Consider the following 26,943-nt stretch of genomic DNA (forward strand, 5'->3'; position numbering starts at 1 on the left):
GAAAGTGATACCGACCACCTCGGCGGCGGTGCGGCTTGCCGTGCCGATCCCGTCGGACCCGGCGGGAGGCGACACCGATGAGGACGGACGAGGCATCGCGCACGAAGACGGTGCGGGCCGCGTCGTCGTCACCGGTGCAACGGGCCCGCGCGACGCAGCGGTGTGACGGTGCCGTCTCGGGCCGTCCACACGACACCTCGGTTCGGCGGAATCCCGTCGGCGATCTGTTGTCCACACCCTGACCCTGCCCGGCCGGCCACCCGCCGGCCGTACCTGATCATCCGGCTTCGCCGATCACGTCCACGGGGGGCGCCACGGTCGACGGCCGGTGCGGCGGCTCCGGTCCCACCCGAAAAGAGCGGAACCCCGCTACCCGGCTCACGGGAACCGCTACGCGGCTCCCCGGCGAGCATCGATGCAGACTAGGAGAGGAATCATGAGGAAAACCCTGGGCAGGCGTACTGCCCTGCGTTCGCTGGCCGGAGCCATGGCGGCGACGATGGTCCTCGCCGTGGCGGCCTGCGGCAGCGACGAGCCGAGCGGCCCGAGCGCGGCCGAGGCCGGCCCGACCGGCGTCGACGACGGCAGCGAGCTGACCCTGTGGACCCGCGCGCCACTGGAGAAGCAGGCGAAGCTGCTGGTGGACGCGTACAACGCCAAGCACCAGAACCAGGTCAAGCTCACCGTCGTACCGAACGACGACTACGTCGCCAAGGTCGGCGCGGCGGCCGGCTCCGGCGGCCTTCCGGACCTGTTCGCCGCGGACATCGTCTACGTGCCGAACTGGGTCAACCAGGGCCTGTTCCAGGACCTCAGCTCCAACATCGACGGTCTGGACTTCAAGGACCAGATCAACAAGGGGCACCTCTCGGCGGGCACCGTCGATAACAAGGCCCACGTCCTGCCGTTCGTGCTGGACCTGTCGATGATGTTCTGGAACAAGCAGTTGTTCCGGGACGCCGGGCTCGACCCGGAGAAGGCGCCGGCGTCGCTCGCCGAGTACGCCGCCGCCGCCAAGGCGGTGCAGGCCTCGGGCAAGGACGGCGTCTACGGTACGGCCGCCGGCCTGAACTGCGGCGGCTGCCTGGTCTTCACCTGGTTCCCGTCCATCTGGGCCGACGGCGGCCAGGTGCTCAGCGAGGACGGCACCGAGTCCAAGCTGGCCGACGAGACCGCGCAGAAGGTCTTCAGCACCTGGCAGGACCTGTGGCGTTCCGGTGCCGTGCTGCCCGCCTCGGCGGGGGAGACCGGTCCGACCTGGACCGCCGCCTTCACCGAGGGCAAGGTCGGCCTGATGTTCTACCCGGCGACGCTGCTCTCCTCGACGCCGTTCGACGTCGGTGTCGCCGGCATCCCCGGCCCCAACGGCGGCGCCTCCACCTTCGTCGGTGGCGACGGCATCGGCATCTCGAAGGACTCCAAGAAGGCCGCCCAGGCCTGGAACTTCCTGAGCTGGATGATGTCCGAGGAGGCCCAGGTCGAGGTACTGGCCAAGAACAAGGACGTGGTCTCCCGCGCCGACCTGGCCAACAACAAGTACGCCGCCGAGGACCCGCGCCTGGTGACCATCAACGAGGTGGCCGGCCAGGGTGACACCCCGGTCGCGCTCAACTTCCAGCAGGCGTTCAACGCGCCGAACAGCCCGTGGCTGACCCTCGTCCGCAACCAGGTGCTCAACAGCAACGGCGACCTGCAGAAGGACAACGGCGAAGTCAGCGCCGTCCTGAAGCAGTAGGTACCCGGCGTGGGTGTGTGCCGCCCGAGGAGTCCCTACCGGTCGGCACACGCCCACGTCGCGCCCACGGTCCGCCTGTCAGCGAAGGAAACGAGAGGTTCCCATGAGCGTCACCGCTCCGTCTCGCCCGCCCAGTGCGGCGACACGGCGCCGCGCCCGTCCCCGAGGTCGTCAGGCACTGCTCGGCTGGCTCTATGCGATGCCGACCGCGGTCTTCGTGGCACTGCTGTTCGCCGTGCCGCTGCTGCTGGTCGTCAAGATGTCGCTGTCGCGGTGGCCGCTGCTCACCGGTGACCAGGGGTTCAACGCGCCCGACAACTTCGTGAAGGCGGTCGAGCACCGGTTCTTCACCGACTCGGTGGTGTTCACCCTCAAGTACACCGCGCTCGCGACCGTGCTGCTGCTGACGCTCGCTCTCGGGCTGGCCCTGCTGGTGCAGGAGTCGAGCCGGTGGAACAACCTGCTGCGGGCCTCGTTCCTGATCCCCAGCGCGCTCGGCCTGGCCTCGGCGTCGCTGCTGTTCTATGTGATCTACTCGCCGTACGCGAGCCCGCTGGCCCCGCTGATGGACCGCCTGGGCATCACGTTCCTCGGCTCCCCCAACGCGGCGCTGTTCTCGACGACCTTCCTGATCGTGTGGCGGTACGCCGGCTTCTACATGGTGCTCATGCTGGTCGGCCTGCAAGGAATTCCGGCCGACGTGTACGAGGCGGCGCGTACCGACGGGGCGACCCGCTGGCAGACCTTCCGCAAGGTCACGCTGCCGCTGCTGCGCCCCACGCTGGCGCTGACGACCGTGCTCTGCGTGACCGGCTCCCTGCTCGCCTTCGAGCAGTTCTACATCCTGACCAAGGGCGGCCCGGACAACAGCACGATCACCGTCGTGCAGCTCATCTACATGGTGGCGTTCCAGGGCCAGAACGACCTCGGGGTGGCGGCGGCCATCTCCGTCATCGTGCTGGTCGCCCTGATCCTGATCAACGCGTTGCAGATGCGCGCCTTCCGGTCCGAGGAGAACTGATCCGATGACCGTCGACTCCCGCACCCCTCCGACCGTCGCCGACGGCACACCGCCGTCCGCGCCGGAGCCGTCGAGGCCGAAGAAGCCGACCGGGACCACCATCGCCGGGATCGCGCTGCGTACGCCGTACTGGGTGTTCACCGGTTCGGTCGCACTGATCTTCCTGGCGCCGCTGGCCTGGACCGCGGTCGCCTCCGTGTCCCCGCAACCGGGCACCAACCAGGTGGACGGCTGGGGGATCGGCAACTACCAGACGTTGGCCGCCTACCAGGCCGGCGTCTGGCGGTACCTCGGCAACTCAGCGTTCGTCTCGCTGCTCACCGTCGCGCTGACGCTGCTGATCTCGTTCCTCGGCGGGTACGCCTTCGCGCGGTTCCGCTTCCCGGGCAAGAACATCCTGTTCCTGCTCACCCTGGCCATCCTGATGGTCCCGTACGCGACGCTGCTGATCCCGCTCTACGTCCTGCTCAACCAGGTGGGGTTGCAGAACTCGCTGGTCGGCGTCGCGCTCGTGCTGACCATGTTCCAGTTGCCGTTCTCCACCTTCCTGATGCGCATCTCGTTCGAGGCGGTGCCCCGCGAACTCGACGAGGCCGCGATGGTCGACGGGTGCTCGTCGTTCAGCGCGCTGTGGCGGGTGCTGCTGCCCGCCGTGAAACCCGGTCTGATCACCGTCGGTCTCTTCGGTTTCCTCGCCGCGTGGAACGACTTCATGGCCCCGCTGATCCTGATCAACGACACCGAGAAGATGACGCTGCCGCTGGCCGTGTCCAACCTGCGCGGCCAGGTCCAGGGTGTCGTCGACTACGGGGCGACCGAAGCGGGCGTCGTCGTACTCGCCCTGCCGTGCATCGTCTTGTTCCTCCTGCTGCAACGACACTACGTGCGCGGCTTCATGTCCGGCGCGCTGAAAGGATGACCATGAGCGGCAACGCACATCCGGCCGCACCCGTCCTGCCGGTCCGGGGTCGCCTGCGCCCCCTCGACCTGCGGGAAGTCCGGATCGCGGGCGGATTCTGGGCCGAGCGCCAGTCGGTCAACGGCGGCGTGACCCTCGACCACATCGCGTACTGGCTCGAACGGGAGGGCTGGGTCCGCAACTTCGACCTGGCGGTGGACGGCGACCTTTCCGGCGAGCGGCGCGGACGCGAGTTCTCCGACTCGGAGATCTACAAGTTCCTGGAAGCGATGGCGTGGGAGATCGGCCGGACCGCCGACCCCGATCTCGAATCGCGGTTCCGCGCCCTGGTGCGGCGGGTCGGCGCGGCGCAGGAGCCGGACGGTTACCTGAACACCAAGTTCGGCCGTCCCGGACAGGAACCGCGCTGGTCGGACCTGGAGTGGGGGCACGAGCTCTACTGCATCGGGCACCTCGTCCAGGCCGCCGTGGCCCGGGCCCGGACCCGGCCGGGCGCCGACGACGGCCTGCTCCAGATCGCCTGCCGGGCCGCCGACCACGTCTGCGAGACGTTCGGCGCGGACGGCATCGACAGCGTCTGCGGCCATCCGGTGATCGAGACCGCCCTGGTGGAACTGGCCCGCACCACCGGCCAGGACCGCTACCTGACCCAGGCCGCGATCTTCGTCGACCGGCGCGGACACGGTCGGCTCGCCGACATCGAGTTCGGTCGGGAGTACTTCCAGGACGAGACCCCGATCCGGCAGGCCACCGTGCTGCGCGGGCACGCGGTGCGGGCGAACTACCTGGCCGCCGGCGCCGTCGACGTCGCGGTCGAGCTGAAGGACGCCAGCCTGCTGGACGCGGTACGCGGCCAGTGGCACCACACGGTCACCCGCCGCACCTACGTCACCGGCGGGCAGGGCTCCCGGCACCAGGACGAGGCGTTCGGCGAGGACTGGATGCTGCCGCCGGACCGGGCGTACTCGGAGACCTGCGCGGGCATCGGCTCGGTGATGCTGGCCTGGCGGCTGCTGCTCGCTGACGGCGAGTCCCGCTACGCCGACCTCATCGAGCGGACCCTGTTCAACGTGGTGTCGACCTCGCCGTCGACCGACGGGCGCAGCTTCTTCTACACCAACACCCTGCACCGCCGGGAACTCGGCACGGTGCCCGACGCCGACCGGCCCAGCCTGCGCGCGGCGGCCTCGCTGCGGGCGCCGTGGTTCGAGGTCTCCTGCTGCCCGACCAACGTGGCCCGCACCGTGGCCAGCCTCGGCGCGTACGCCGCCACCTGCGACGACGAGGGCCTGCAACTGCACCAGTACCTGCCCGGCACCATCGCGCACCGACTTCCCGACGGGCGGGAGCGCTGCCTGGTGATCAGCACCGACTACCCGCACGACGGCGAGATCCGGGTACGCGTCGACAGCGACGACGACCGCCCGTGGTCGCTGTCGCTGCGGGTGCCGGACTGGGCCGTCGAGGGCGCCACCGTCACCGTGGCCGGAGCCACCCGGCCGGTCGCCCCCGGCATGATCACCGAGCAGCGCACCTGGCGGCGCGGCGACGAGGTCGTCCTGGCCCTGCCGATGGCCCCCCGGTTCACCCATCCGGACAGCCGCATCGACGCGGTGCGGGGCTGTGTCGCGGTGGAGCGCGGTCCGCTGGTGTTCGCGCTGGAGTCGGTGGACGTGCCGGAGGTGGCGGCCGTCGACGAGCTGCGCGTCGACACCAGCCAACCGCCCCGGCTGGTCGACGGCCGGGTGGTGGTGCGGTGCCGCCGGGTGCGCCCGCACGACCACGAATGGCCCTACCGGGCCGACGCCGCCGAGTCGTCGCCCGCGCCCGTCGAGGTGTTCGACGACGTGACGCTGGTGCCGTACCACGCCTGGGCCAACCGTGGCCCCTCGACCATGCGGGTCTGGATCCCCGTCGACGGTGACCTGCCGGAGCAGGGCCAGGGGCGGAGCTGATGTTAACGCTCACACCGACACGTCCGGCCCGTGCCGGCAGCACTACCAGGAGCCGCTCGAATCACCACCGAGGTGCGACGTGGGGGACCGCCTCACCCGCCCACCCGCGCCGATATCAAGGAGGAAGAAGATGATCCGCAGACGCGTGCGGAGGATACCCCTCTGGGGTGCCCTTGCCGCGCTCGTGGTGTCGGGGACGGTCGCCGTATCGTCCCCGGCCCACGCGGCCGGCCCCGTCCTGCCCGGCAACGAGGGCGACGTCGGGGTCTACACCAATGGTCAGAACCACGTCATGGACATCGGCGACCCGGTCTACAGCAACGTCGGCAACGTCGCCGACCAGCTCCGGCCGGGCGTACCGTTCACCGCCGGCAGCATGCACCAGACCATCTTCGACGCCGACCTCGCCGCCGGCGGCACGGACTACTACCTCGACCGCATCCTCGGTGTGAGCGGCACGCTCGGGTCAGCGGTGCTGATGACCCGAGGGCGCACCCTCTACATGCGCGGCGCGACCAACAACAACTTCACCGTGATGGGCTTCGCCGGCAACACGTTCGTCGGTGGCCCCAACAACCTCGGCAACCTCTACACCGTCACGGTGCCCGGCCAGACCGTGTCCGAGGTGAACGCCAACCGGTTCAACGCACCGAGCCACGCCAAGAGCCGGTACACCATCGGCAGCACCGGCGTCACCGCCGATATGACGAAGTTCATCACGTACGACAACGTGGCGGTCACCGCCCTCGAGTTCACCAACCCCGGCGACTCGGCGGCCACCTTCACCGTCCGGGCCGCGTCGCCGCTGGCCACCCAGGCTGCGGGCGACGGCGCGCTCACCGGCACCCGCACCATCACCAGCGGCTCCAACAACGGGCTCGTCGACACCCCCTGGGACGCCGTCCGGGTGGACCTCACCGGCTCCGGCTTCACGCGTACCGGCAGCAACCTGGACCGGGAGATCACCGTGCCGGCCGGCGGCTCGCTGTCGCTGTCGGTGGTCGGCGCGGTCTCCTCGGCCACGCTGCCCGAGACGGTGGAGAGCTACCAGGAGTACGCCGACCTGTCGCCGAGCGTGGCCGTACGGACCGGCATCACCGCCTTCCACCGCCAGTGGGCCCAGGACGTGCCGTACATCAACGTCCCGGACGCGGCGATGGAGAAGGCCATCGTGTACCGCTGGTGGGGCGAGCGCTACAACTCGCTCGACGCCAACGCCTCCGGCCACGTCTACCAGTACCCCACGACGATCGAGGGGGTGAACCTCTATCAGAACTCGGTCGCGCTGACCCAGCCGATGCACCTGCAGGACACCAAGTGGCTGCGCACGCCCTACCTGGGCTACGGCCAGATCCTCAACATCGGTGAGCTCTCCGGCTCCTCGGCCTTCCTGGACAGCCCGGGGCACACGAGCTGGAACAACCACTACTCGCAGTACCTCGGCACGGCCGGACTCGAGGCGTACCAGGTGCACGGCGGCGGCAAGCAGGTCGCCCGCAAGTTCGCCCAGTACTTCGAGGGTGACGGCGTCGGTCAGTTGGAGCACTACGACGGCAACGACGACAAGCTGATCGCGTACGACACCAACTACATGCCGGGCAACGACGCCGACGCGATCACGTTCGGCTTCCCGAAGGTGAACGCCGGAGCACCGGGCGCGCGGACGATCGAGCGGCCGGAGTCGGCGTACGTGTGGGGCGCCTTCGACGCGGCCCGCCAGCTCTACCAGATCTCCGACGCCGACCAGGCCAAGATCGACGCGATGGGGACCAGCGCCGACGAGATCCGGGACGCGATCCTGACCCGGCTGTGGAGCCCGGACATGCGGATGTTCCTGGCCGGCACGTCGCACGGCGCGAGCAGCGCGGCGACCGCGAACGGGCGGGCCAACCCGCTGCCCGCCTCGGCCCGGAACCTGATCCCGGCCAAGGAGACGAACCTCTACGACATCTACGCCGAGAACCTGATCCCGACCGATCAGTGGGAGAAGTACGTCGACGGGTTCCGGTTCCTGACCTACGGCGACAACTTCCCGATCTTCCCGTTCTACACCGCCAACCAGTACGACCGGTCGGTGTACGGGATCGGCGGCTCGAACAACTTCTCGAACATCAACTTCACCGTGCAGTACCGCGGTGTCCGCTCGGCGCTGCGCCACTACGACCCGGAGCAGAAGTACATCACTCCGGAGTACGCCAAGCGGCTGCTGGACTGGATGGCGTGGAGCATCTACCCGAACGCGGACATGCGGGTCGCGAACCAGGCCGAGTACTACTCCAACTGGAACCCGACGACGCGCTCCTACAACCGCAACAACCAGAACCACATCATGCTCGGCAACATGAACTACATCTTCATCGAGGACATGGGCGGCATCCAGCCGCGTTCCGATGACAAGATCGAGTTGTGGCCGATCCAGTTCGGCTACGAGCACTTCATGGTCAACAACCTGCGGTACCACGGTCAGGACGTCACCATCGTCTGGGACCCGGACGGCAGCAAGTACGGCCTGGGCGCCGGCTACAGCCTCTTCCTCAACGGCGAGAAGAAGGTCACCACCGACAAGCTCGGCAAGGTCACCTACGACCCGAACACCAACCAGGCGCAGGCCGAGGAGGGTGTGACCGTCACCTTCACCGCCACCACCGGGGCCGACTTCCCGAGCGCGGTGGACACCCCGATCTCCGACGACCGCGTCGTCAGCTACCTCAAGACGGCCGGCATCGACCTGACCGAGGAGGCGCCGAACCTGGCGCAGGGCGCCGAGCTCAGCTCCTCGTACACCCAGCAGGGTGTGCGGCCCACGCCGTGGCGGCAGTTCCACACGCCCGGCTGGAGCACCACCTCGATGAACTACACGCCCGGCGCCATCTCGGAGACCGAGCGTCCGGTGTCGCTGGCGGCCGTCACCGACGGGATCACCGCCAACGAGCCGTACTGGGGCAACTACGGCACCACCGAGCGCAACGGCTACATCGAGCTGGACCTGGGCTCGGCCAAGAGCCTCGACAACGTCAAGGTCTTCTTCGTCAGTGACCGGCAGGCCGGTGGCTACCGCGAGCCGGCGCGCTGGTGGGTGCAGGTGCCCGACGGCAACGGCGGCTGGAAGGAGGTGCCGGACCAGTTCAAGAACCCGGTCGTACCGTCGGCCAAGTTCAACGAGGCGCTGTTCGACACCGTCACCACCGACAAGCTCCGGGTCACCTTCACCAACAACCCGACCCACTTCACCGCGATCAGCGAGATCCAGGTGTTCGAGTCCGGGCGGGACGTGCCGGACGTGACCAACCAGGCGCCGGTGGTCACCGCCACCCGGGACGGCTCGGCGGACGGCAACCTGTCCACCCGGCTCGTCGCCACGGCCGCCGACGACGGCATCCCGTACGACAGTGACCTGACCTTCGGCTGGGAGACAGTCTCCGCGCCGCAGGGCGCCGGCGTCATCTTCGCCGACGCGCGGGCGCTGAGCACCCGGGTCACCGGCACCGTCGCCGGTGACTACGTGTTCCGGTTCTGGGCCGACGACGGCGAGAAGCGGTCGACGGTGAACGTGTCGGTCACGCTCGCCGAGCGGGAGGTCACCGCGGAGTTCGGCGCCTCGGCCACGATCAGCACCAGCGGCACGGCGTCGTGGGAGAACCACTCGCGGGTCAACGAGCCCACCACCCCGAACAACTCCAACCCGGGTGCCGGCAGTGGCTGGGGCAACTGGGGTCAGCCGCAGAACGGCACCAGCACCGCCCGGGAGGCGTGGATCCAGTACCGGTGGAGCGCGCCGGTGCGACTCTCCTCGACCGACATCTACTGGTACGACGACAACGGCGGCACCCGTCGCCCGAACGCCGGCACGTACGCCATCGAGACCTCGACGAACGGCACCACCTGGACTCCGGTGACGCTGGCCGAGGGCACCACGTACGCCGGTGGGCTGGCGACCAACCGGTTCAACAGCTTCGAGTTCGAGCCGGTCACCACCAGCTACCTGCGCATCCGCATCTGGGGCGTGCAGGGCAGCGGCGCCGGAACCGGTGTGCTGCGTTGGCGGGCCAACGGCGAGACGGTCGACTCGGTGCGCTCGCCGGTGCTCATCCGCACCGGTGTCGGTGACGTGCCGACGCTGCCGAGCACGCTGGACGCCGTCTACGCCAGCGGCGAGCGCGGCCAGGTCGCGTTCAACTGGCAGGAGATCACGCCCGAGCAGGTCGCCGAGCCGAACGTCGACCCGTTCGTGGTCTACGGCACGAACGACGCGTACGGGCTGATCGCCGAGGCGCGGATCTACGTACGGCCGGAGATGTCCACCGGCGGTATCTCGATCCAGGGCGCCGAGACCTTCGAACAGTCCGTGGAGGTGGGCGAGCTGCCGTTCCTGCCGGACAAGGTGGAGGTCTCCTACAACGACGGTTCGCGGGACAACCAGGCCATCGGTGTCGACTGGGACTTCGACGAGAACATCGTCAACACCCCCGGCCGTTACACCATCATCGGTGACCTGATCCTGCCTCCGTACGTCAGCCAGGCCGGGGCCACCCGGACCACGCTGACCCTCACCGTGGGCGACCCGCCCCAGACTCCGGTCTGGGACGTCGAGGTGCAGGCCAGCACGCGCTGCACCGGTAGCAACGTCTACGTCTCCGTCAACGCCCGCAACGCCGAGGACGTGCCGCTGCGCATCGAGCTGGTCACGCCGTACGGCTCGCGGACGGTCGCCGAGGTGGCACCCGGGAAGTCCGCCTTCCAGGCGTTCAACACCCGCGCCAAGTCGGTGCAGGCCGGGACCGCGACGGTGAAGGCCACCGGAACCGTCGACGGCGAGCCGGTGACCGTCGAGTTCGAGGCGCCGTTCGGCGCGCTCACCTGCGGCTGACCCCTTCGTGGTGGCGGCGCCCGGCCTGGGCGCCGCCACCACCCCCGCGCACGAGTGAGGAGATCGACACCGTGAACACCACCGTGGGACGCGGCGCGGCCCCACCGTCCACCCGGCCGTCGCGCCGATGGCGCCGGGCGATCGCCGTGGCCGCGTCCGTCGGGCTCGTCGCCACCGGCCTGGCCGGCGTCGCGGGTCCGGCGCACGCCGCCGAACCCCAGTCGTACACCTTCACCAACACGGTCAACCCGATCCTCGGCGACGGCAGCTACTACTCCGCCGACCCGGCCCCGATGGTCGTCCGCGCCGGTGCCCCCGGCAATGACACCGACGCCGACCAGCTCTACGTCTACACCGGCCACGACCAGGCCGGGCCGTCCACCAACGACTTCATCATGAACGAGTGGGGCGCCTTCCGGACCACCGACGTCGAGGCGGGGGAGTGGACCCACTACCCGTCGCTGATGCGCCCGGAGGCCGCCTTCGCCTGGGCCACCCCCGGCCGCGCGTACGCCGGCCAGGTGATCCAGGGCGTCGACGGACGCTACTACTGGTACGTCCCGATCCACGAACGCAACAGCACCGCGTCGGACCGGTTCGCGATCGGGGTGGCCGTGTCGGAGAGCCCGACCGGCCCGTGGACCGACCACGCGGGTGGCCCGATCATCTCCCAGCGGGTGCCCACACCGAACACCATCCACAACATCGACCCGACGATCCTGGTCGACGGCGAGGCCCCGAACCAGCGCGTCTACATCTGGTGGGGCTCCTTCAGCCAACTGCGGATGCTCGAACTCCAGCAGGACATGAAGACCCCGATCGGCGCCCCGCGCACCGTCACCGGCCTGACCGGCTTCTTCGAGGGCGCCTGGGCCTTCAAGCGCAACGGCACCTACTACATGGCGTACGCCGGCAACAACGCCGGCCCGACCTCGCAGTGCACCCCGGCGAACTACCACGCCTGCCTCGCCTACGGCACGGCCGCGTCCCCGGAGGGACCGTGGACCTACCGGGGGACCTTCCTGCGTCCGGTCTCCTCGACCACGAGCCATCCGGGCGTCCTGGAGTTCAACGGCACGTGGTACCTGGCGTACCACACCGCGGACGCCGTGGGCGGCGGTCACTTCCGGCGCTCGGTGGCGATCGACCCGGTCGAGTGGGACGACTCGCTGACCCCGCCCCGGATGAAGCTCGTCACGCCCACCCCGGCCAAGGGACGTGACCTCACCCCCCGGCCGAACATCGCCCAGGAGGCCCGGGTCACCGTCTCCAACGAGCCGGTACCGGTGCAGTACTGGGTGAAGGCGCTCAACGACGAGATCGTCCGGTCGAACCCGTTGCCGCCGGACATGTGGGGCACCTGGACCGGCAACAACCCGCCGCAGCAGTGGGTGCAGTACACCTGGGACCAGCCGATGCGGATCTCCGGTTCGCAGATCGACTTCTGGAACGACCAGCCCCAGGGCACCGGGGTCGGTGTCGCCGCGCCGGCCCGCTGGCGCATGCAGTACTGGAACCTGGACACCGGGCAGTGGGCCGACGTGCCCAACCCGAGCGGATTCCCGACCGCGACGCAGGGCTTCCAGAACACCACCTTCGACCCGGTGACCACCACGCAGGTGCGCGCCGTGTTCGACGCGTCGACCAACGGCAGCACGTACTCCGGGGTGGCGGTCGAGGAGTGGAAGGTCCTCGCCGCGCAGCCGGAGTCGGTCACCGCCCCGGCGATGACCGTGGAGGTCGGCGAGACCGACCTGCCGGACACGCTGCCGGTGTCGTTCGGCGCGCAGACGCTGCGGGTGCCGGTCTACTGGGACGAGGTGCGGCCCGCGGACGTCGCCGAGCCCCGGACGTTCACCATCGGCGGGACCGTGCTCGGCTACGCCGCCGACCGGGTCTCCGCGCAGGTCACCGTCATCTCGCCGGACGACACCGAGGGAGACGTGACGCCGCCGACGGTGACGCTCACGCCCAGCGGCAGCGCCGGCAGTGACGGCTGGTTCCGGTCCACGGTGCGGGTGCGGGCCGCCGGTGTCGACGACCGGGGTGGCCGGATGACCATCTCCGCGCGGGTCGGCTCGGGCACGCCGGTCGAGGCCACCGACGTACGGTCGGTCGACGTCACCGTCACCGGGGACGGCCGGCACACCGTCACCGCGACCGCCACCGACCGGGCCGGCAACGTCTCCGACCCGGCCTCCCTGGAGGTACGCGTCGACGCCACGGCCCCGGTCAGCACCGCCACGGTGAACAGCACCACGCGGGCGGTCACGCTCGCCGCGACCGACGCCACCTCCGGCGTCGCCCGGATCGAGTACACCCTCGGCACCGGCGCCTGGACCACGTACGACGGCGCGATCCCGGCACCCGACGCGAACCGGCGCACGGTGTCGTACCGGGCGATCGACGTGGCCGGCAACCTGGAGACCGCCAAGACGGTCGTCATCCCGGCCGACCTGTCGGGGCCGCTCACCGGCAACATCGGGCCGATCGGCACCCCGACCGCCTCGTTCACGGCGGGCTGGAACAGCGTCACCGCGCTCAACGACGGTGCCGACCCGACCAACCCGAGCCAGGCGCAGATCTGGGGGACCTGGTCGGGCAGCCGCCCGGCCAGCCAGTGGATCCAGTACGACTGGAGCCGCCCGGTGCGGATCACCGGCACCGAGCTGAAGTTCTGGCGGGACTCCAACCAGGGCACCGGAGACGGTGTCGCCCAGCCCGACGGGTGGGTGGTGCAGTACTGGGACGCCACCGCCTCGGCCTGGCGTGACGTGACCGGCGCCGCGCCGTACGGCACCAGCACCACCGCGTTCAACACCGTCTCCTTCGACCCGGTGACCACGTCGAGGCTGCGGGCCACCATCCGGGCCAACGGCAACGGCACCACCTACTCGGCGGTCGCCGTCACCGAATGGCGGGTGTTCGCCGACGACCCGGGCGTCCGGCCCGAGGTGCCGGTGACGGTCACCGTGCAGGCGCGGTGTGTGGCCGGGAAGGCGTACGTGGCGGTGCAGGCGCGTAACGATCACGACGGTCCGGTGGACGTGGTGTTGGAGAGTGCGTACGGGCAGCGGTCGGTGTCGGCCGTGGCGTCGGGTGCGAGCGCGTTCCAGCAGTTCACGACCCGTGCCGCGTCGGTCCCGTCCGGCACCGCCACCGTGCGGGTCACCGGCTCGCTCGACGGCACGGACGTGACGACCGTCGTCACCGCCGACCATCCCGGCGCCGACTGTGCCGCAGACCCTCGTCAAGCCCAGTAACCACGAGAGACAACGGAGAATCGCATGAACACAGGGAATCGGAAGCGGTTGCTGGCGGCGGGTGCCGCTGGGGCCTTGCTGGTCGGGTCGGTGGCGATGGCCGCGCCGGTGTCGGCCGACCCGGGTGACACCGGTGACGTCACCGTCACCGTCGACATCGAGGAGCTCGTGGAGCCGGGTGTGCTGGCGATGTCGATCGCGGGTGACTCGGTGGCGTTGACCGAGGACGGGTCGACGTTGCTGGTGCGTCAGTTCGTCGGCGGTCTGCCGACGGTGACGGTGACCGACACGCGTACGGCCGACGAGGTGCCGGAGGGTGCCGCGTGGGCGGTGCTGGGCAGCGCGACGGACTTCACCGGTGGTGCAGGTCAGGAGCCGATCGGTGCCGGTCACCTGGGCTGGAAGCCGCGGTTGGTCGACGGTGGGGACACCGGTCTGGTCAGCGAGGGTGAAGAGGTCGTGACGGTGTTGGACGAGCCGACGCAGCCGGGCAACAACGTGGGTCTGGTCGACCAGGAGTTGCTGGTCTCGACGTTCGACTCGGGTGCGGTCGCGGGTGGGGCGTACTCGGTCGACGCGGACCTGTTCCTGCGGACCCCGGCCGACGTGGCCGCGGGTGAGTACACCTCGACGTTGACCCTGTCCCTGTTCGAGTGATCCACGCGGGTGGGGGCCGCCTGCTTCGGCGGCCCCCACCCGTACCCCTGCGGTTCGAAGGGCTGGTCATGAGCGTGCCGAAGGTCCCGTGGCGGCGGCGGATGGTGGCGCGGACGTCCGCCGTGCTGGCGACGCTGGCCGTGCTGGCGGCGACCGGCCTGGCCGGAGCGGTCCCCGCGTGGGCGGAGCCGACCGCGCCCACCGTCACCTGGGCGGTCCAGCCGGCGAGCCCGCTCGGTCCCGACGGCCGCCGCTGGGTGGAGCGCACGCTCGACCCGGGTGAGGTGGTCACCGAGCACCTGGCGGTACGCAACTTCAGCGACGCCCCGGTGGTGTTCTCGCTCCAGGCCGCCGACGGTTACCTCACCGACAAGGGGCGGTTCAACATGCTGCCGTCGCACCAGTCCTCGGTGGACGGTGGCACCTGGATCACGGTGCGCGACACGGTGAGCGTCGGGGCGAAGTCGACGCGGGTGGTGCCGTTCACCATCGAGGCACCGACCGACGCCAGCCCCGGCGACCACCCCGCCGGCATCGCGGCGACCGTCACCAGCACCGGCGGCACGGTGGCGGTGGAGAGCCGGGTCGGGTTCCGGGTGATGCTGCGGGCCAGCGGCACCGCCGTCGCCGCGATCCGCGTCGACGACCTCACCGCCACCCACCACCGGTCGTGGAACCCCTTCTCGCCGGGCAGCGTGCGGATCCGGTACACGGCCGTCAACGACGGGAACGTGGCCGTCACCGGTGCCGGTCGGGCCACCGTCGGCGACCTGTTCGGGCTGCGCGACACCGAGGGCCCGGCCGAGGTCGAGGAACTGCTGCCCGGCGGCGACCGCCCGGCCGAGGCGTACGTGCGTGGGGTGTGGGGCTGGGGACGGCTGACCGCCACCGTCACGCTGACCCCGGACATCCTGGTCGGCGACCCGGCCGACTCCGAGATCCGGCCGACCACCGCCACCGTCGTGGTCTGGTCGATGCCCTGGCCACAGGTGGCCCTGCTACTCGTGATCGTGGCGCTCGTACTCGCCTGGCGTGCCGTGGTGCGCGGGCGCCGCCGCCGACTCGCGCGGCTTCTCGCGCGGGCCCGTGACGAAGGCCGCCAGGAGGCCCGGACCTCGGCGTGACCCGTTCCCCGTCGTGTCGGTCGCCCGGCCTGCGGGGCCGTCCAGCGTGCGGTGCGGCCTGACGTGCGGGTCGGTCCGCCGTGCGGGGCCGTCCGGCGGGCGGGACGCGGGGCGTCACACAAGTAGCGGCAGTCCGTCGTGGTGCAGGCGGAACGCGTCCAGGTCGGTGGCGTCGACCGCCAGCCGCAGTCCGGGCAGGTGCCGTGCCACGCGGTCGAACAGGATCCGGCTCTCCAGCCGCGCCAGGTGCGCGCCGAGGCAGAAGTGGATGCCGTACCCGAAGGCGATGTGCCGACGGACGTCGCTGCGGGCGATGTCGAACTCGTGCGGCCGGTGGAAGACCGCCGGGTCCCGGTTGGCCCCCCAGATCGACAGCCCCACGCGGTCGAAGGCGGGGATCCGCCCACCGGCCAGCTCGACGTCCGCGAAGGCGAACCGGGGCGGCACGATCTCCACCGGCCCCCGGAACCGCAGCGTCTCCTCCACCACCGCCTCGGCCAGCGTGGGATCGTCGCGCAGCGCCTCCCACTGCACCGGATGGGTGAGCAGCAGGCGGATGCCGTTGACGATCAGGTCGACGGTGGTCTCCTGCCCGGCGATGAGCAGCAACTGCACCAGCGCCACCAACTCGTCGCGGTCCAGCCGGTCCGCGCGGTCCTCCACCGCCACCAGCTCGGAGATCAGGTCGTCGGCGGGTTCGGCACGGCGTCGCGCCGCCAGGTCGTCGAGGTACGCCGCGAACTCCAGGGTCGCCGCCGGGCCGTCGTACCCGGCCGACACGATCGCCGCCGACCAGGCCCGGAACCGCGCCCGATCCGGTTCTGGTACGCCCACCAGCTCGGCGATGACGTTGACCGGTACCGGATCGGCGAGGTCGGCCACCGCGTCCACGCGGCCCTGCCGACGTGCCCGGTCTACCAGCCGGTCGGCGAGGTCAGCGATCCACGGCTCCAACCGGGCCACCGCCCGTGCCGTGAATCCGCCGCTGACCAGCCCGCGCAGGCGGGTGTGATCGGGCGGGTCGAGGCTGATGAGCTGCCGGGACTCGATTCTCGCCACCTCGGTCATCTCGTACGGGGCGGGAGCCGGGCCGTCCGGGCGGTGCCGGTGCACCTCGTGCCCGATCATCGGGTGCCGCAGTCCGTGCAGCACGTCGGCGTGACCGGCGACCACCCACAGCCGGTTGCCGGCGGGGTCGACCTGGAGCACCGGGCCGCCGCTGTCGCGTACCCGGTCGTAGAACTCGTGCGGGTTCCGGCGCACGACCGGGTCCCACAACTCCGACAGGCCGAACGCGACCGCCACCTCGCCCCCTCGGATGAAAGGAAGGGTCCCCTACTAACGCCTCGTGTATAGCAGGGGACCCCTCCTTTCATCACTACGTGTGCGGCCAGCGAACGTTTCGGGGGAGTTTTCGGGAAGGGGGCACCGACGGGCCTTCCTGAACCGAGTCGGCGGCACACTTAGGTGTATCGTTTCCGCGCAGGTACGAGCGACACAGCGAGCCGGGCAACGACACCGAAACAACGCCGAAAACCTTTACAAGGTCACTTCCGTCGGGAGTGCTTGCACGGGCTCCCGAGGCAACCTGTCGCCGCGCACCGCATCCGTGCCGGTCGCTGGGAGGGAGCACCGCATGACGACCGAGCCCGAGGTCCCCGCCAACCGCACGCCCACGCTCACCGACGTCGCCAAGCTGGCCGGCGTCTCGGTCGCCACCGCCTCCAAGGCCATCAACGGACGTGGCGAGGTGCGGGCGACCACCCGGGTACGCGTGCTGGAGGCCGCGGAGTTGCTCTCCTTCGCGCCGAACGCCCTGGCCCGAGGGCTGCTCAGCGGCCGGACCGGGACCGTCGGCCTGCTCACCAGCGACCTGGAGGGGCGGTTCTCGATCCCGATCCTGATGGGCGCCGAGGACGCCTTCGGGGCGGGCCAGGTGTCGGTGTTCCTGTGCGACGCACGCGGTGACGCGATCCGGGAGAAGCACCACGTCCGCGCGCTGCTGTCGCGCCGGGTGGACGGGCTGATCGTGGTCGGCTCGCGGACCGACCCCCGGCCGCCGCTGGCCGGCAACATCCCGGTGCCGGTGGTCTACGTGTACGCCCCCTCCTCGGACCCGGCCGACATCTCCATCACGGTCGACAACGTTGGGGGCGGGCGTCTCGCCATCGAGCACCTGCTGGCCTGCGGTCGGCGCAACATCGCCCACATCACCGGCGAGCCGGGTTTCCAGGCGGCCCGCGACCGGGCCGAGGGCGCGGCGGCGGCCCTCGCGGCGGCGGGCCTGGGCATGGTCGGCGACCGGCCCTACTACGGGTCGTGGGACGAGTCCTGGGGGCGGGCTGCCGCGCACATGATCGTCGAGCAGCGGCCCGAGGTGGACGCGATCTTCTGCGGCAGCGACCAGATCGCCCGGGGCGTCCTGGACGCGCTGCGTGATCTCGGCCGGGACGTGCCGGGGGCGATCTCGGTGATCGGCTTCGACAACTGGGAGGCCATCTCCGCCGACTCCCGCCCCCGACTGACCAGTGTGGACATGAACCTCCAGCACCTCGGCGCGGTGGCCGGTCAGCGCCTCTTCGCGGCCATCGACGGTGCGGTGACCCACTCGGAGGAGTTCGCCAGCCGCCTGGTGATGCGCGAGTCGACGCTGCCCGTGCGCTGAGGCCGCTGAGCCTGCGGCCCGTGCGTCGGGCCCGGCTGCCCTACCTGGTGGTGAGGCCGAGGCTGATCGTCTTGGTCAGCGTGGCGTTGTCGTCGTCGCCGTCAAGCGACCAGATCATCGCCCCGCCGAGTCCGGCGGCCCGGATGTAGAGCGTCTTCTGGAGCACCACCGCCGGGTCGTCGTACGTCCACAGGGTGGTGCCGTCGAACAGCCAGGCGTGCCCGGCGCGCAGGTCGCGATGCACCGTGAAGCCTTTGCCCGGCAACGTCTTGAGCTGCTTGTAGTCCTCGTAGCCGGCCGCGTGGGTGGCCGGTGCCGGTCCGGTCGCCGGCCGGAACAGGCCGGTGCCGCCGCCGGTGACGCCGGTCCAGCCCTGGCCGTAGTACGGGATGCCCAGCACCAGCTTGCCGCGCGGCGCGCCCCGGGCGATCCAGCCGTCGATCGCCACCTGCACGGAGAAGTCGGGGTCGTCCGGCGCGCCCTTGGGCACGCGCAGTGCCGACTGCTGGTTGGTCACCGCGTCCCAACTGCCGTGGAAGTCGTACCCCTGCACGGTCGCGAAGTCCAGGTACTTGAAGATCTTGCGGCCCTCGAAGCCGGCGTCCATCGCGGCCGGGTTGGCCGGCAGGAAGGCGGTCAGCGGGTGGTGCGTGCGGGTGGTCCGGCCGTACGCGTCGAGCTGCCGGCGGAACTCGGCGAGCAGCTTGGTGAAGTTCTTCCGGTCCTCCGGGCGGATCACGTTGCCCGGCTCACCCGGCGAGCCCGGCCACTCCCAGTCCAGGTCGATGCCGTCGAAGACCCCGGCGGCCGAGCCCGGCCCGCCGCTGCCGCCGTCCAGGATAGGCAGGTTGCCCTTGAGATAGAGGTCGATGCAGGAGGCGACGAACGCCTTGCGGGAGGCGTCGGTGCGGGCCGCGTTGGAGAAGTACGTCGACCAGCTCCAGCCGCCGAGCGAGATCATCACCTTCAGGTGGGGGTGCTTGGCCTTGAGCTTCGCCAACTGGCCGAAGTTGCCGTTGAGCGGCTCGCCCCAGGTGTCGGCGACCCCGTCGACGCTCTCCTGCGCCGGGACCGGGCGCTGGTAGTCGGCCCAGGCGTCGCCCTCACCCGGCCCACCGTCGACGAAGCAGCGACCGTCCTCGCTGACGTTGCCGAAGGCGTAGTTGACGTGGGTCAGCCGACTCGCCGCCCCGGAGGTGTCCAGCTTCTGCACCGGGAACGCCCGGCCGTAGATCCCCCACTGGGTGAAGTAGCCGACCCGGTGGTATCCGGTGCCGCGCTGCGGTGCCGCGTGCGCGGCGACCGGTGGTGCGGCGGTCACCAGCAACGTGGTCAGCGCCACGAGGGCGGTGAGGCGGCGGGGACGGAACGGTCGCATCGGCACTCCCGGGCGGGACGGCGATCAGTAAAGACACCTGTCTGATTGACGAACGTAAGCTGATCACCGTTTCCGGTCAAGACTCGGTCCGGTTCCCGTCGTTGCGCTCGCGCAGGTCCCGTTCGGCGGCGGCGACCACGACCGGATCGGCGCATCCGGCCGCGTAGCCGGCGATCCGGCGGCGGATGTCCCGGTCCAGCAGCCAGGTGCCGATCCGGTCGGCGACCGGTCGCAGCAGCGCCGGACGGCAGCGGAAGTGGTACCGCCAGGTGGCGACGGTGTGGCCGGGCTCGTCCGCCGGCACGAACCGCCAGCCTCCGGCGAACATCTCGAAGAACCACGGGCCGCGCACCATCTTCATGCCGACGTTGGTCGGCGGCGCGTAGGAGACGTACTCGCTGACCATCGAGAGGCCGTGTCGGGACCGCGTGAACGTGCGGACGCCCTTGTCCGGCCGGGTGGCGCCGTCCACGAAGTGCTGGCTACGGACGAACGGATCCCACCGCCGCCGGACCGGCATGGTGGTCTGCGAGATCGCGAACGCGACATTCGGGGGTACGGGGACGACGGCCACCGCCTCAACCACGGGCATCGCCCCATTCTCCCCCGGTGCGACCGGTTCGGCCCGGGTGGCCGGGTGCCCGTCCGGCCCCGGATGGATCGACTGGTCGTCCGTTGTATCGATGGTTCTCGAATGAAACACTCTGCGTAGTCGCGTCCGGGGCCGGCGTGCGAACCATCGTCAGGGCGTGCGGGGATGCCACCCGCGCAGGGCAGCCCGTTTCCCAGGCACCGGCCGCCGTGCTGCGCCCGGTGCTCACACCACCCCCGGAGGAGACACCGCATGTCGAAGAAGTACGCCCTGGCGACGATCGCCGCCGCGACGCTGGCCCTGGTGGGCGCGGCCGGCATGGCGAGCAGCGCGGGCGCCGCCACGTCCCCGCCTGTTCCGCTCACCACCTCGCAGTCGCCGACGCCGACGGTGACGGTGTGTCCGCCCGCGCTGCCGTTGGCCGGCATGGTGGCCGGCACCACCACCACGACCGTCACCATCCGTTACTCGCTGACGTTCCGCCCGCCGTGCGGGTACGACCTCCCCATCACGGTGCACCTCTTCGCCACCCGGGAGGACGCCGAGATGTGGCACAACCCGGTGGCCTCGGCGGACACCGGGCTGGAGAGCTACGGCCTGGTGGTGGTCGAGGGGCTCACCCCGGACACCGAGTACTGGTTCCGGTTCAGCGATGCCAAGGGTCGGCGGGACCCGTACGTCATGGGCGGCCCGGCGCGTACGCAGGCGGTGCCGGTGTGTGCCGCGACGGCGACGATCGGCAGTGGCTGGGGGAGTGGCTTCGTCGCCACGGTCACCGTGCGCAACACCGGGACCGAGGCGCTCGACGGCTGGCAGGTCTGGTGGACCTGGCCCGGTGACCAGCGGATCCAGTCGCTGTGGAACGGAACGCCGACCGAGGCGGGCAGCGCGGTGACCGTCCGCGACGCCGGCTGGAACGCCCTGCTCGCCCCGGGCGGGACGACGACGTTCGGCCTGCTGGCCACGACCACCTCGGTGCCGGAGGGCTTCACGCTCGCCTGTGGTCGCTGAGCCGGGCGGCGGACCCCGGCCGCATGGAGGATTGTGAGTGCGTTACCGGGTGGTAACGATGTCGTGTCATGGACTCTGCCCTGACCTTGATCGGACTGCCCGTCGCCCTCGGCATCATCATGCTCGGTCTGGGTCTCGGCCTGACCGTCGCGGACTTCCGGCGGGTGGCCCAGCACCCCAAGGCCGCCGTCATCGCGCTGGCCTGCCAGGTGTTGTTGCTGCCGGCGCTCTGCTTCGGCCTGGTGCTCGCCTTCGACCTGCCGCCGGAACTGGCCGTCGGGATGATGCTGCTCGCAGCGTCGCCCGGCGGCACCACGGCCAACCTCTACAGCCACCTGTTCGGCGGGCACGTGGCGCTGAACATCACCCTGACCGCGATCAACTCGGTGCTCGCCGTGCTCACCCTGCCGATCGTGGTCAACCTGTCGGCGGGCTACTTCCTGAGCGACGCGACGAGCATCGGGCTGCAGTTCGACAAGGTGGTGCAGGTGTTCGCCATCGTGCTCGTCCCGGTCGCGATCGGCATGCTGGTCCGGGCCCGGGTGCCGGACGTGGCCGACCGGCTCGACCGGCCGGTCCGGATCATGTCCGTGGTGGTGCTGGTCGCGGTCATCCTCGGCGCGGTGCTCGGTGAGCGGGAGAACATCGCCGACTACTTCGTCGCGGTCGGTCTGGCGGTCCTGGCGTTCAACCTGCTCAGCCTCGCGGTCGGGTACGGGGTGCCCCGGCTGGCCGGGATCGCGCCACCCGCCGCGAAGGCGGCCGGTTTCGAGATCGGCATCCACAACAGCACCCTGGCCATCACGATCGCGCTCAGCCCGGCGCTGTTGAACAACACGCAGATGGCGATTCCGGCCGCCGTCTACGGCATTGTCATGTTCTTTACCGCAGCGGCTTTCGGTTACCTGGTCAACCGCGTCGACGCGGGTCCGCCCGGCACCCACGACAGCGCCACGACGACCTGAGAAAAAGGGGTGGTGAGCAGCCGCGACGCGCGGATCACCGATGGTCGTGCCGGCACCGTCCACGTGTGGGGCCGCATCGACCGTCGGATCTGCCGTCGCGTTCCCTGGTTGTGCAACGATCGTTGAGCGTCATGCCGACCGCCCGGTCCCGCCGGCCTGCCTGTGCCTCGGTCACCGGCCGGGCCCGGCGGAACGGCGCCACACCTCGTACCCCTTGGAGAGCACGATGTCCTTCTCTCCGGCTCAGGTCTTCGCCGCGCTGAACGCGGTGCGACCGCCCGACCAGCCGTCTCCGGTGCTCGGTACGGCCGTGGTGGTCGGCGGCAGCGTCGCCGGCCTGCTGGCCGCCCGGGTGCTGTCCGACCACGCCGCGAGCGTCGTCGTGATCGACCGCGACGACCTGCACGTGCCGGGCGGACGGCCGGGTGTGCCACAGGGGACACAGTTGCACGCGCTGCTGCCCGGCGGTTTCCTGCAATTGGAGCGTCTCTTCCCCGGGTTCCGTGAGCAGGCCCTGGCCCAGGGGGCGGTCGAGGCGCCACCGGCCGCCCGGCGCAACTACCTCGACGGCCGCCCCAAGGTGGTGGTGCCCGACGACGCGGATAGCCTGGCCGGAAGTCGGCCGCTGCTGGAGGGGCTGATCCGCCAGCAGGTCCTGCGGCTGCCCAACGTCAAGACGGTGACGGCCCGCGCCACCGGCCTGGTGCTCGACGGCTCGTCGGTGGCCGGGGTCCGGTGCGACGTCAACGCCACGCCCGGCGTGGAGAACGCCGATCTGGTGGTCGACGCCATGGGCCGGTCCAGCCGCCTCTCCGACTGGCTGGCGGAGGCCGGCTGGGAGCGACCCGCCCTGCGGCGCATGCCGGTGCACCTCAACTACGCCACGGCCCTGTTCCGTCGCCGCGAGGCGCACCCGGAGCACACCGTGGTGATGGCCCTGAACAGCGTCACGTCCTCCTCGGACGTCGCCGGGGCGGCGTACTTCGCCATCGAGGACGGTCGGTGGATGGCGATGATGGCCGGCTACGGCGACAACCGCCCCGGCCGCACCGCCGAGGACTTCGTACGTCGGCTGCGCGAGCAGTTCCCGCCCGAGTTCACCGAGGTCGCCGAGAGCGAGATGCTCGGCGAGGTGCAGACCTACCGCCATGCCGACAGCCGGCGGCGGGACTACCACGCGCTGCGGCGGCTCCCGGGCGGTCTGGTCAGCGTCGGTGACGCGGTCGCCTCGTTCAACCCGGTCTACGGCCAGGGGATCACGGCCGCCGCGCTGCACGCGGCCTGTCTGTCGGCGTACCTGCGCTCCGGGCCGGACCTCCGCTTCCCGGCCCGCCGGTTCTTCGAGTTGCAACGGGTCGTGGTCGACGCCGCCTGGTCGATGTCGACCTCCGCCGACCTGGCGCTGCCGCACGTCGACGGTCCCTACCCGCGCGGGTACCGGCTCACGAGCTGGGTGAGCGGCCAGATCGTCCGGGCGACCATGACCGACGTGGCCACGGCCCGCCGCTTCAACGACGTCGTCTCGATGCGCGAGCACCCCCGCGCGCTGGCCCGACCCGGCATGGTGCTGGGCGCGCTGTGGGCGAACTGGCGGGCGCGCTGACCTAAGGCGAAATTTCGTCGCTCCTGTCTGATTCGGCGACTCCGGCACCACACTTGCACTTATTGCAATGTCCGCATATGTTGCTCGTGGCGAGTGGAAGGAGTGCCGGATGGGTGCCGGGCACGATCACGGGCAGCAGGTCCTGCGCGCGGGGGAGAAGCACCGGGGGCGGCTCTGGGTGGCTTTCGCCCTGCTGGCCGTCTTCATGGTGGTGGAGGCGATCGGTGCCTGGGTGACCGGTTCGCTGGCGCTGCTGTCGGACGCCGGGCACATGTTCACCGACGTGCTGGGCATCGGCATGGCGCTGGCCGCGATCACGGCGGCGAGCAGGGCCTCCCGGGACGGGCAGCGCACCTTCGGGCTCTATCGGATGGAGGTCCTGGCGGCGCTGGCCAACGCGGTGCTGCTCTTCGGGGTGGCGCTCTTCGTGCTGGTCGAGGCGGTACGCCGGCTCGGCGAACCGCCGGAGGTGATGGCCGGGCCGATGCTGGCGGTGGCGGTGGCCGGGCTGCTCGCCAACATCGTGGCGTTCCTGCTGCTGCGCTCCGGCGCCAAGGAGAGCCTCAACGTGCGGGGCGCCTACCTGGAGGTGTTCGGCGACCTGCTCGCCTCGATCGGGGTGATCGTCGCGGCCGGGGTGATCGCGTTGACCGGCTGGTGGTACGCCGACCCGATCGTGGCCGTGGCGGTCGGCTTCTTCATCCTGCCCCGCACCTACCGGCTGGGGCGGGCCGCGCTGCGGGTCCTCGTCCAGGCCGCGCCGCCGCACTTGGACGTCGCCGAGGTCCGCGACGCGCTGCGCGACGTCGAGGGCGTGGCCGACGTGCACGACCTGCACGTCTGGACGCTCACCTCGGGCATGGAGGTGGCCTCGGCGCACCTGACCCTGGCCGGTGGGGCGGACCTGGCCCGGGTGCTGGCCGCCGCACGCCGGCTCCTGCACGACCGCTTCGAGATCGAGCACGCCACGTTGCAGGTGGAGCCCGAGGACGCCGAGGGCGTCTGCCACGGCGCCCACTGGTGACGGCCGGGAACCCGAAGCCCCGCCGCGCCGACTACCTGGGAAACCACCCGCACCAGGAGCCGTCGTTGAACCGCCCGCACCAGCTCGTCCCGCCCCTCATCCTGCGCCGTCCGGTCCTGGTGCCCGCCGTCATGGTCCTGGTCGCCGCCGGTGTCGCGGCCGTGCTGCTGTGGTGGGGCGGCGGCAGCGTACCGCCGACTCCGCCGGGGCTGCCCGACCCGGACCCGACCGCGGCCTGGCTGTTGCCGGCCGCCCGGCTCGGCATGCAGATCGGCGCGGTGGCCACCGTGGGACTGCTGGTGGCGGTCACCGTGCTGTCCCCGCGCGACGACGGCGGTCGACTCTCCGCGCTGGGCTACCGGCGGCTGCGCGCCGCGGCGTGGACCGCCGCCGCCTGGGCGGTGTCCGCCGGTGTCGCGGTCTGTTACACGCTCGTCGACCTGTTCGGGCTGCCCGCCGCGCAGGTGTTGTCGGTCCGCGCGGTGCTGAACTTCGTCCGCAGCGTGTCGCTGGGCCAGTCCCTGGCGCTCAGCGGAGCGCTGGCGCTGGTCGTGGCCGTCGTCGCGGCCCGCAGCCTGCGTCCGTCCGGGGCGGTGGTGGCGCTGCTCGCCGCCCTGGCCGCGGTGGTGCCGCCGGTCTTCACCGGGCACGCCGCGTCGGCCAGCAACCACCAGGTGGCCGTCTCGGGCCTGCTGCTGCACGTGGTGCCGGTCACCGTCTGGGCCGGTGGCCTGCTCGCCCTGGCGATCACCGCCCGGGGCACCGCCGCCGACCTCGCGGTCGCGGTGCGCCGGTTCTCCCCGCTGGCGCTGGTCTGTCTGGTCGCGGTCGGTGTGTCCGGATTGCTGTCGGCGAGCGTACGACTCACCGGCCCGGCCGACCTGACCGGCACCGGGTACGGGTGGCTGCTGCTGGTCAAGACCGCTCTGCTGGCCGTGATCGCGGTGCTCGGGCAGTGGCACCGGCGGTCCACGATGCCGGCCCTGGCCACCGGCCGGCGACGCCCGTTCGTGCGGGTCGCCGTCGTGGAGACGCTGCTGTTCGGGGCCGCCGTCGGGGCTGCCGTGGCGCTGTCGCGTACCCCCGTGCCGGCCGTCGGCGCCGACGAGGACGTGGCGACCGCCCTGCTCGGCTTCCCGATGCCGCCGCCGTTGAGCGTGGCCACGGTGGCCCGGCTCTGGCTGCCGGAACCCCTGGTCATCGCCGCCGTCCTGGGCGCGGCCGGGCTCTACCTCGCGGGGGTGTGGCGGCTGCGGCGGCGCGGCGACGCCTGGCCCGCCGCCCGTACCGCGTTCTGGCTGCTCGGCTGCGTGGTGATCGTCGTCGCCACCTCCAGCGGCCTGGCCCGGTACGGCCCGGTGCTGTTCGCCGTGCACATGGTGCAGCACCTGCTGCTGATGATGGTCGCGCCGATCCTGCTGGTCCTGGCCGGACCGGTCACCCTCGCCCTACGGGCGCTGCGACCGGCCACCGACCCACGTTGGCCGGGTCCCCGGGAGTGGCTCCAGGCGGGCCTGCACTCCCGGGCCTCCCGGGTGCTGACCCACCCGGTGGTGGCGCTCGTCGTCTACGTGGCCAGCCTCTACGTGCTCTACTTCACCGGCCTGTACGAACTGGCGGTCCGCTCGCACGCCGCCCACCTGGCGATGGTCGGGCACTTCCTCGCCGTCGGGTATCTCTTCTTCTGGGCGGTCATCGGCGTCGACCCGGCACCCCGCCGGGTGCCGTACCCGCTGAAGATGGTCCTGGTCCTGATCAGCATGGTGCTGCACGCCTTCCTCGGCGTCGCGCTCATGCAGTCGACGACCGTGCTGGCCGCCGACTGGTGGATCGCGCTGGACCGGCCATGGGGGCCGACCCCACTGGCCGACCAGCAGGCCGCCGGGGGCATCGCCTGGTCCTTCGGTGAGCTGCCCACCGTGATCGTGATGGGGGCGCTGATGTTCCAGTGGATCCAGGCCGACCGGCGCGAGGCCCGTCGCCGCGACCGGGCCGCCGACCGCGCCGAGGCCGAGGGACGCGAGGACCCGGAGCTCGCCGCCTACAACCGGATGCTCGCCGAGCTGGCCGAACGCGACCGCCGGGTACGTCGATGAGTTTCCGTCCAGCCTGCTCTCAGCAACCTGCCAGCCGACCGATGCAGCATGGGCTGCTCCCACAGAGA

At 71.1% G+C, this 26,943-nt stretch carries 17 protein-coding genes; 14 read left to right on the top strand and 3 right to left on the bottom strand.

Features of this window, described 5'->3' with window-relative positions; translation table 11 throughout:
* Positions 1–436 precede the first annotated feature (436 nt).
* The 8 genes from ACZ31C_RS21700 (at position 437) to ACZ31C_RS21735 (ending at position 15,541) form a co-directional block, all read left to right on the top strand.
* A complete protein-coding gene (locus tag ACZ31C_RS21700) occupies positions 437–1,735 on the top strand; it encodes an ABC transporter substrate-binding protein (RefSeq protein ID WP_465796820.1) in 1,299 nt (432 codons plus the stop codon).
* Positions 1,736–1,838: 103 nt separating this feature from the next.
* A complete protein-coding gene (locus tag ACZ31C_RS21705) occupies positions 1,839–2,756 on the top strand; it encodes a carbohydrate ABC transporter permease (RefSeq protein WP_465796821.1) in 918 nt (305 codons plus the stop codon).
* 4 nt (positions 2,757–2,760) lie between these two features.
* On the top strand, positions 2,761–3,675 hold the full coding sequence (locus ACZ31C_RS21710) for a carbohydrate ABC transporter permease (RefSeq protein WP_396746171.1): 915 nt from the start codon (positions 2,761–2,763) through the stop codon (positions 3,673–3,675).
* 2 nt (positions 3,676–3,677) lie between these two features.
* On the top strand, positions 3,678–5,630 hold the full coding sequence (locus ACZ31C_RS21715; protein WP_465796822.1) for a glycoside hydrolase family 127 protein: 1,953 nt from the start codon (positions 3,678–3,680) through the stop codon (positions 5,628–5,630).
* Positions 5,631–5,760: 130 nt separating this feature from the next.
* Positions 5,761–10,497 carry an Ig-like domain-containing protein gene (locus ACZ31C_RS21720; RefSeq protein ID WP_465796823.1) on the top strand — a complete coding sequence of 1,579 codons (4,737 nt, stop codon included), beginning with the start codon at positions 5,761–5,763 and terminating at the stop codon, positions 10,495–10,497.
* A gap of 62 nt (positions 10,498–10,559) precedes the next feature.
* The gene (locus ACZ31C_RS21725) at positions 10,560–13,760 is read left to right on the top strand and encodes a family 43 glycosylhydrolase (protein WP_465797008.1); all 3,201 of its coding nucleotides are present in this window, start codon (positions 10,560–10,562) and stop codon (positions 13,758–13,760) included.
* A 24-nt stretch (positions 13,761–13,784) separates the two neighbouring features.
* Positions 13,785–14,417, top strand: a complete 633-nt coding sequence (locus tag ACZ31C_RS21730; RefSeq protein ID WP_465796824.1) for a hypothetical protein — start codon at positions 13,785–13,787, stop codon at positions 14,415–14,417.
* A 68-nt stretch (positions 14,418–14,485) separates the two neighbouring features.
* Positions 14,486–15,541: a hypothetical protein gene (locus tag ACZ31C_RS21735; protein WP_465796825.1), complete on the top strand. Its 1,056-nt coding sequence runs from the start codon at positions 14,486–14,488 to the stop codon at positions 15,539–15,541.
* Between the two features lie 114 nt (positions 15,542–15,655).
* Here ACZ31C_RS21735 and ACZ31C_RS21740 read toward each other — a convergent pair whose 3' ends face one another.
* The gene (locus ACZ31C_RS21740; protein ID WP_465796826.1) at positions 15,656–16,846 is read right to left on the bottom strand and encodes a cytochrome P450 family protein; all 1,191 of its coding nucleotides are present in this window, start codon (positions 16,844–16,846) and stop codon (positions 15,656–15,658) included.
* 331 nt (positions 16,847–17,177) lie between these two features.
* On the opposite strand from ACZ31C_RS21740, the gene ACZ31C_RS21745 reads away from it, so the two are divergent.
* The gene (locus ACZ31C_RS21745; RefSeq protein ID WP_350695379.1) at positions 17,178–18,206 is read left to right on the top strand and encodes a LacI family DNA-binding transcriptional regulator; all 1,029 of its coding nucleotides are present in this window, start codon (positions 17,178–17,180) and stop codon (positions 18,204–18,206) included.
* 40 nt (positions 18,207–18,246) lie between these two features.
* On the opposite strand, the gene ACZ31C_RS21750 is transcribed toward ACZ31C_RS21745, so the two are convergent.
* A complete protein-coding gene (locus tag ACZ31C_RS21750; protein ID WP_465796827.1) occupies positions 18,247–19,584 on the bottom strand; it encodes a glycoside hydrolase family 18 protein in 1,338 nt (445 codons plus the stop codon).
* A 76-nt stretch (positions 19,585–19,660) separates the two neighbouring features.
* The gene (locus tag ACZ31C_RS21755; protein WP_465796828.1) at positions 19,661–20,176 is read right to left on the bottom strand and encodes an SRPBCC family protein; all 516 of its coding nucleotides are present in this window, start codon (positions 20,174–20,176) and stop codon (positions 19,661–19,663) included.
* Positions 20,177–20,428: 252 nt separating this feature from the next.
* Between ACZ31C_RS21755 and ACZ31C_RS21760 the strand changes: the two genes are divergently transcribed.
* The 5 genes from ACZ31C_RS21760 (at position 20,429) to ACZ31C_RS21780 (ending at position 26,875) form a co-directional block, all read left to right on the top strand.
* Positions 20,429–21,187 carry a cellulose binding domain-containing protein gene (locus tag ACZ31C_RS21760; RefSeq protein WP_465796829.1) on the top strand — a complete coding sequence of 253 codons (759 nt, stop codon included), beginning with the start codon at positions 20,429–20,431 and terminating at the stop codon, positions 21,185–21,187.
* A gap of 68 nt (positions 21,188–21,255) precedes the next feature.
* Positions 21,256–22,152, top strand: coding sequence for a bile acid:sodium symporter family protein (locus ACZ31C_RS21765; RefSeq protein ID WP_465796830.1), 897 nt, complete (start codon positions 21,256–21,258; stop codon positions 22,150–22,152).
* Positions 22,153–22,378: 226 nt separating this feature from the next.
* On the top strand, positions 22,379–23,755 hold the full coding sequence (locus tag ACZ31C_RS21770; protein ID WP_465796831.1) for an FAD-dependent oxidoreductase: 1,377 nt from the start codon (positions 22,379–22,381) through the stop codon (positions 23,753–23,755).
* Between the two features lie 109 nt (positions 23,756–23,864).
* Positions 23,865–24,779, top strand: a complete 915-nt coding sequence (locus tag ACZ31C_RS21775; RefSeq protein ID WP_396746203.1) for a cation diffusion facilitator family transporter — start codon at positions 23,865–23,867, stop codon at positions 24,777–24,779.
* Between the two features lie 131 nt (positions 24,780–24,910).
* Positions 24,911–26,875 (top strand): bifunctional copper resistance protein CopD/cytochrome c oxidase assembly protein, encoded by a 1,965-nt coding sequence (locus ACZ31C_RS21780; protein WP_465797009.1) that lies wholly within the window; start codon positions 24,911–24,913, stop codon positions 26,873–26,875.
* Positions 26,876–26,943: the final 68 nt, after the last annotated feature.

This window comes from Micromonospora sp. NPDC023869, assembly GCF_055559695.1.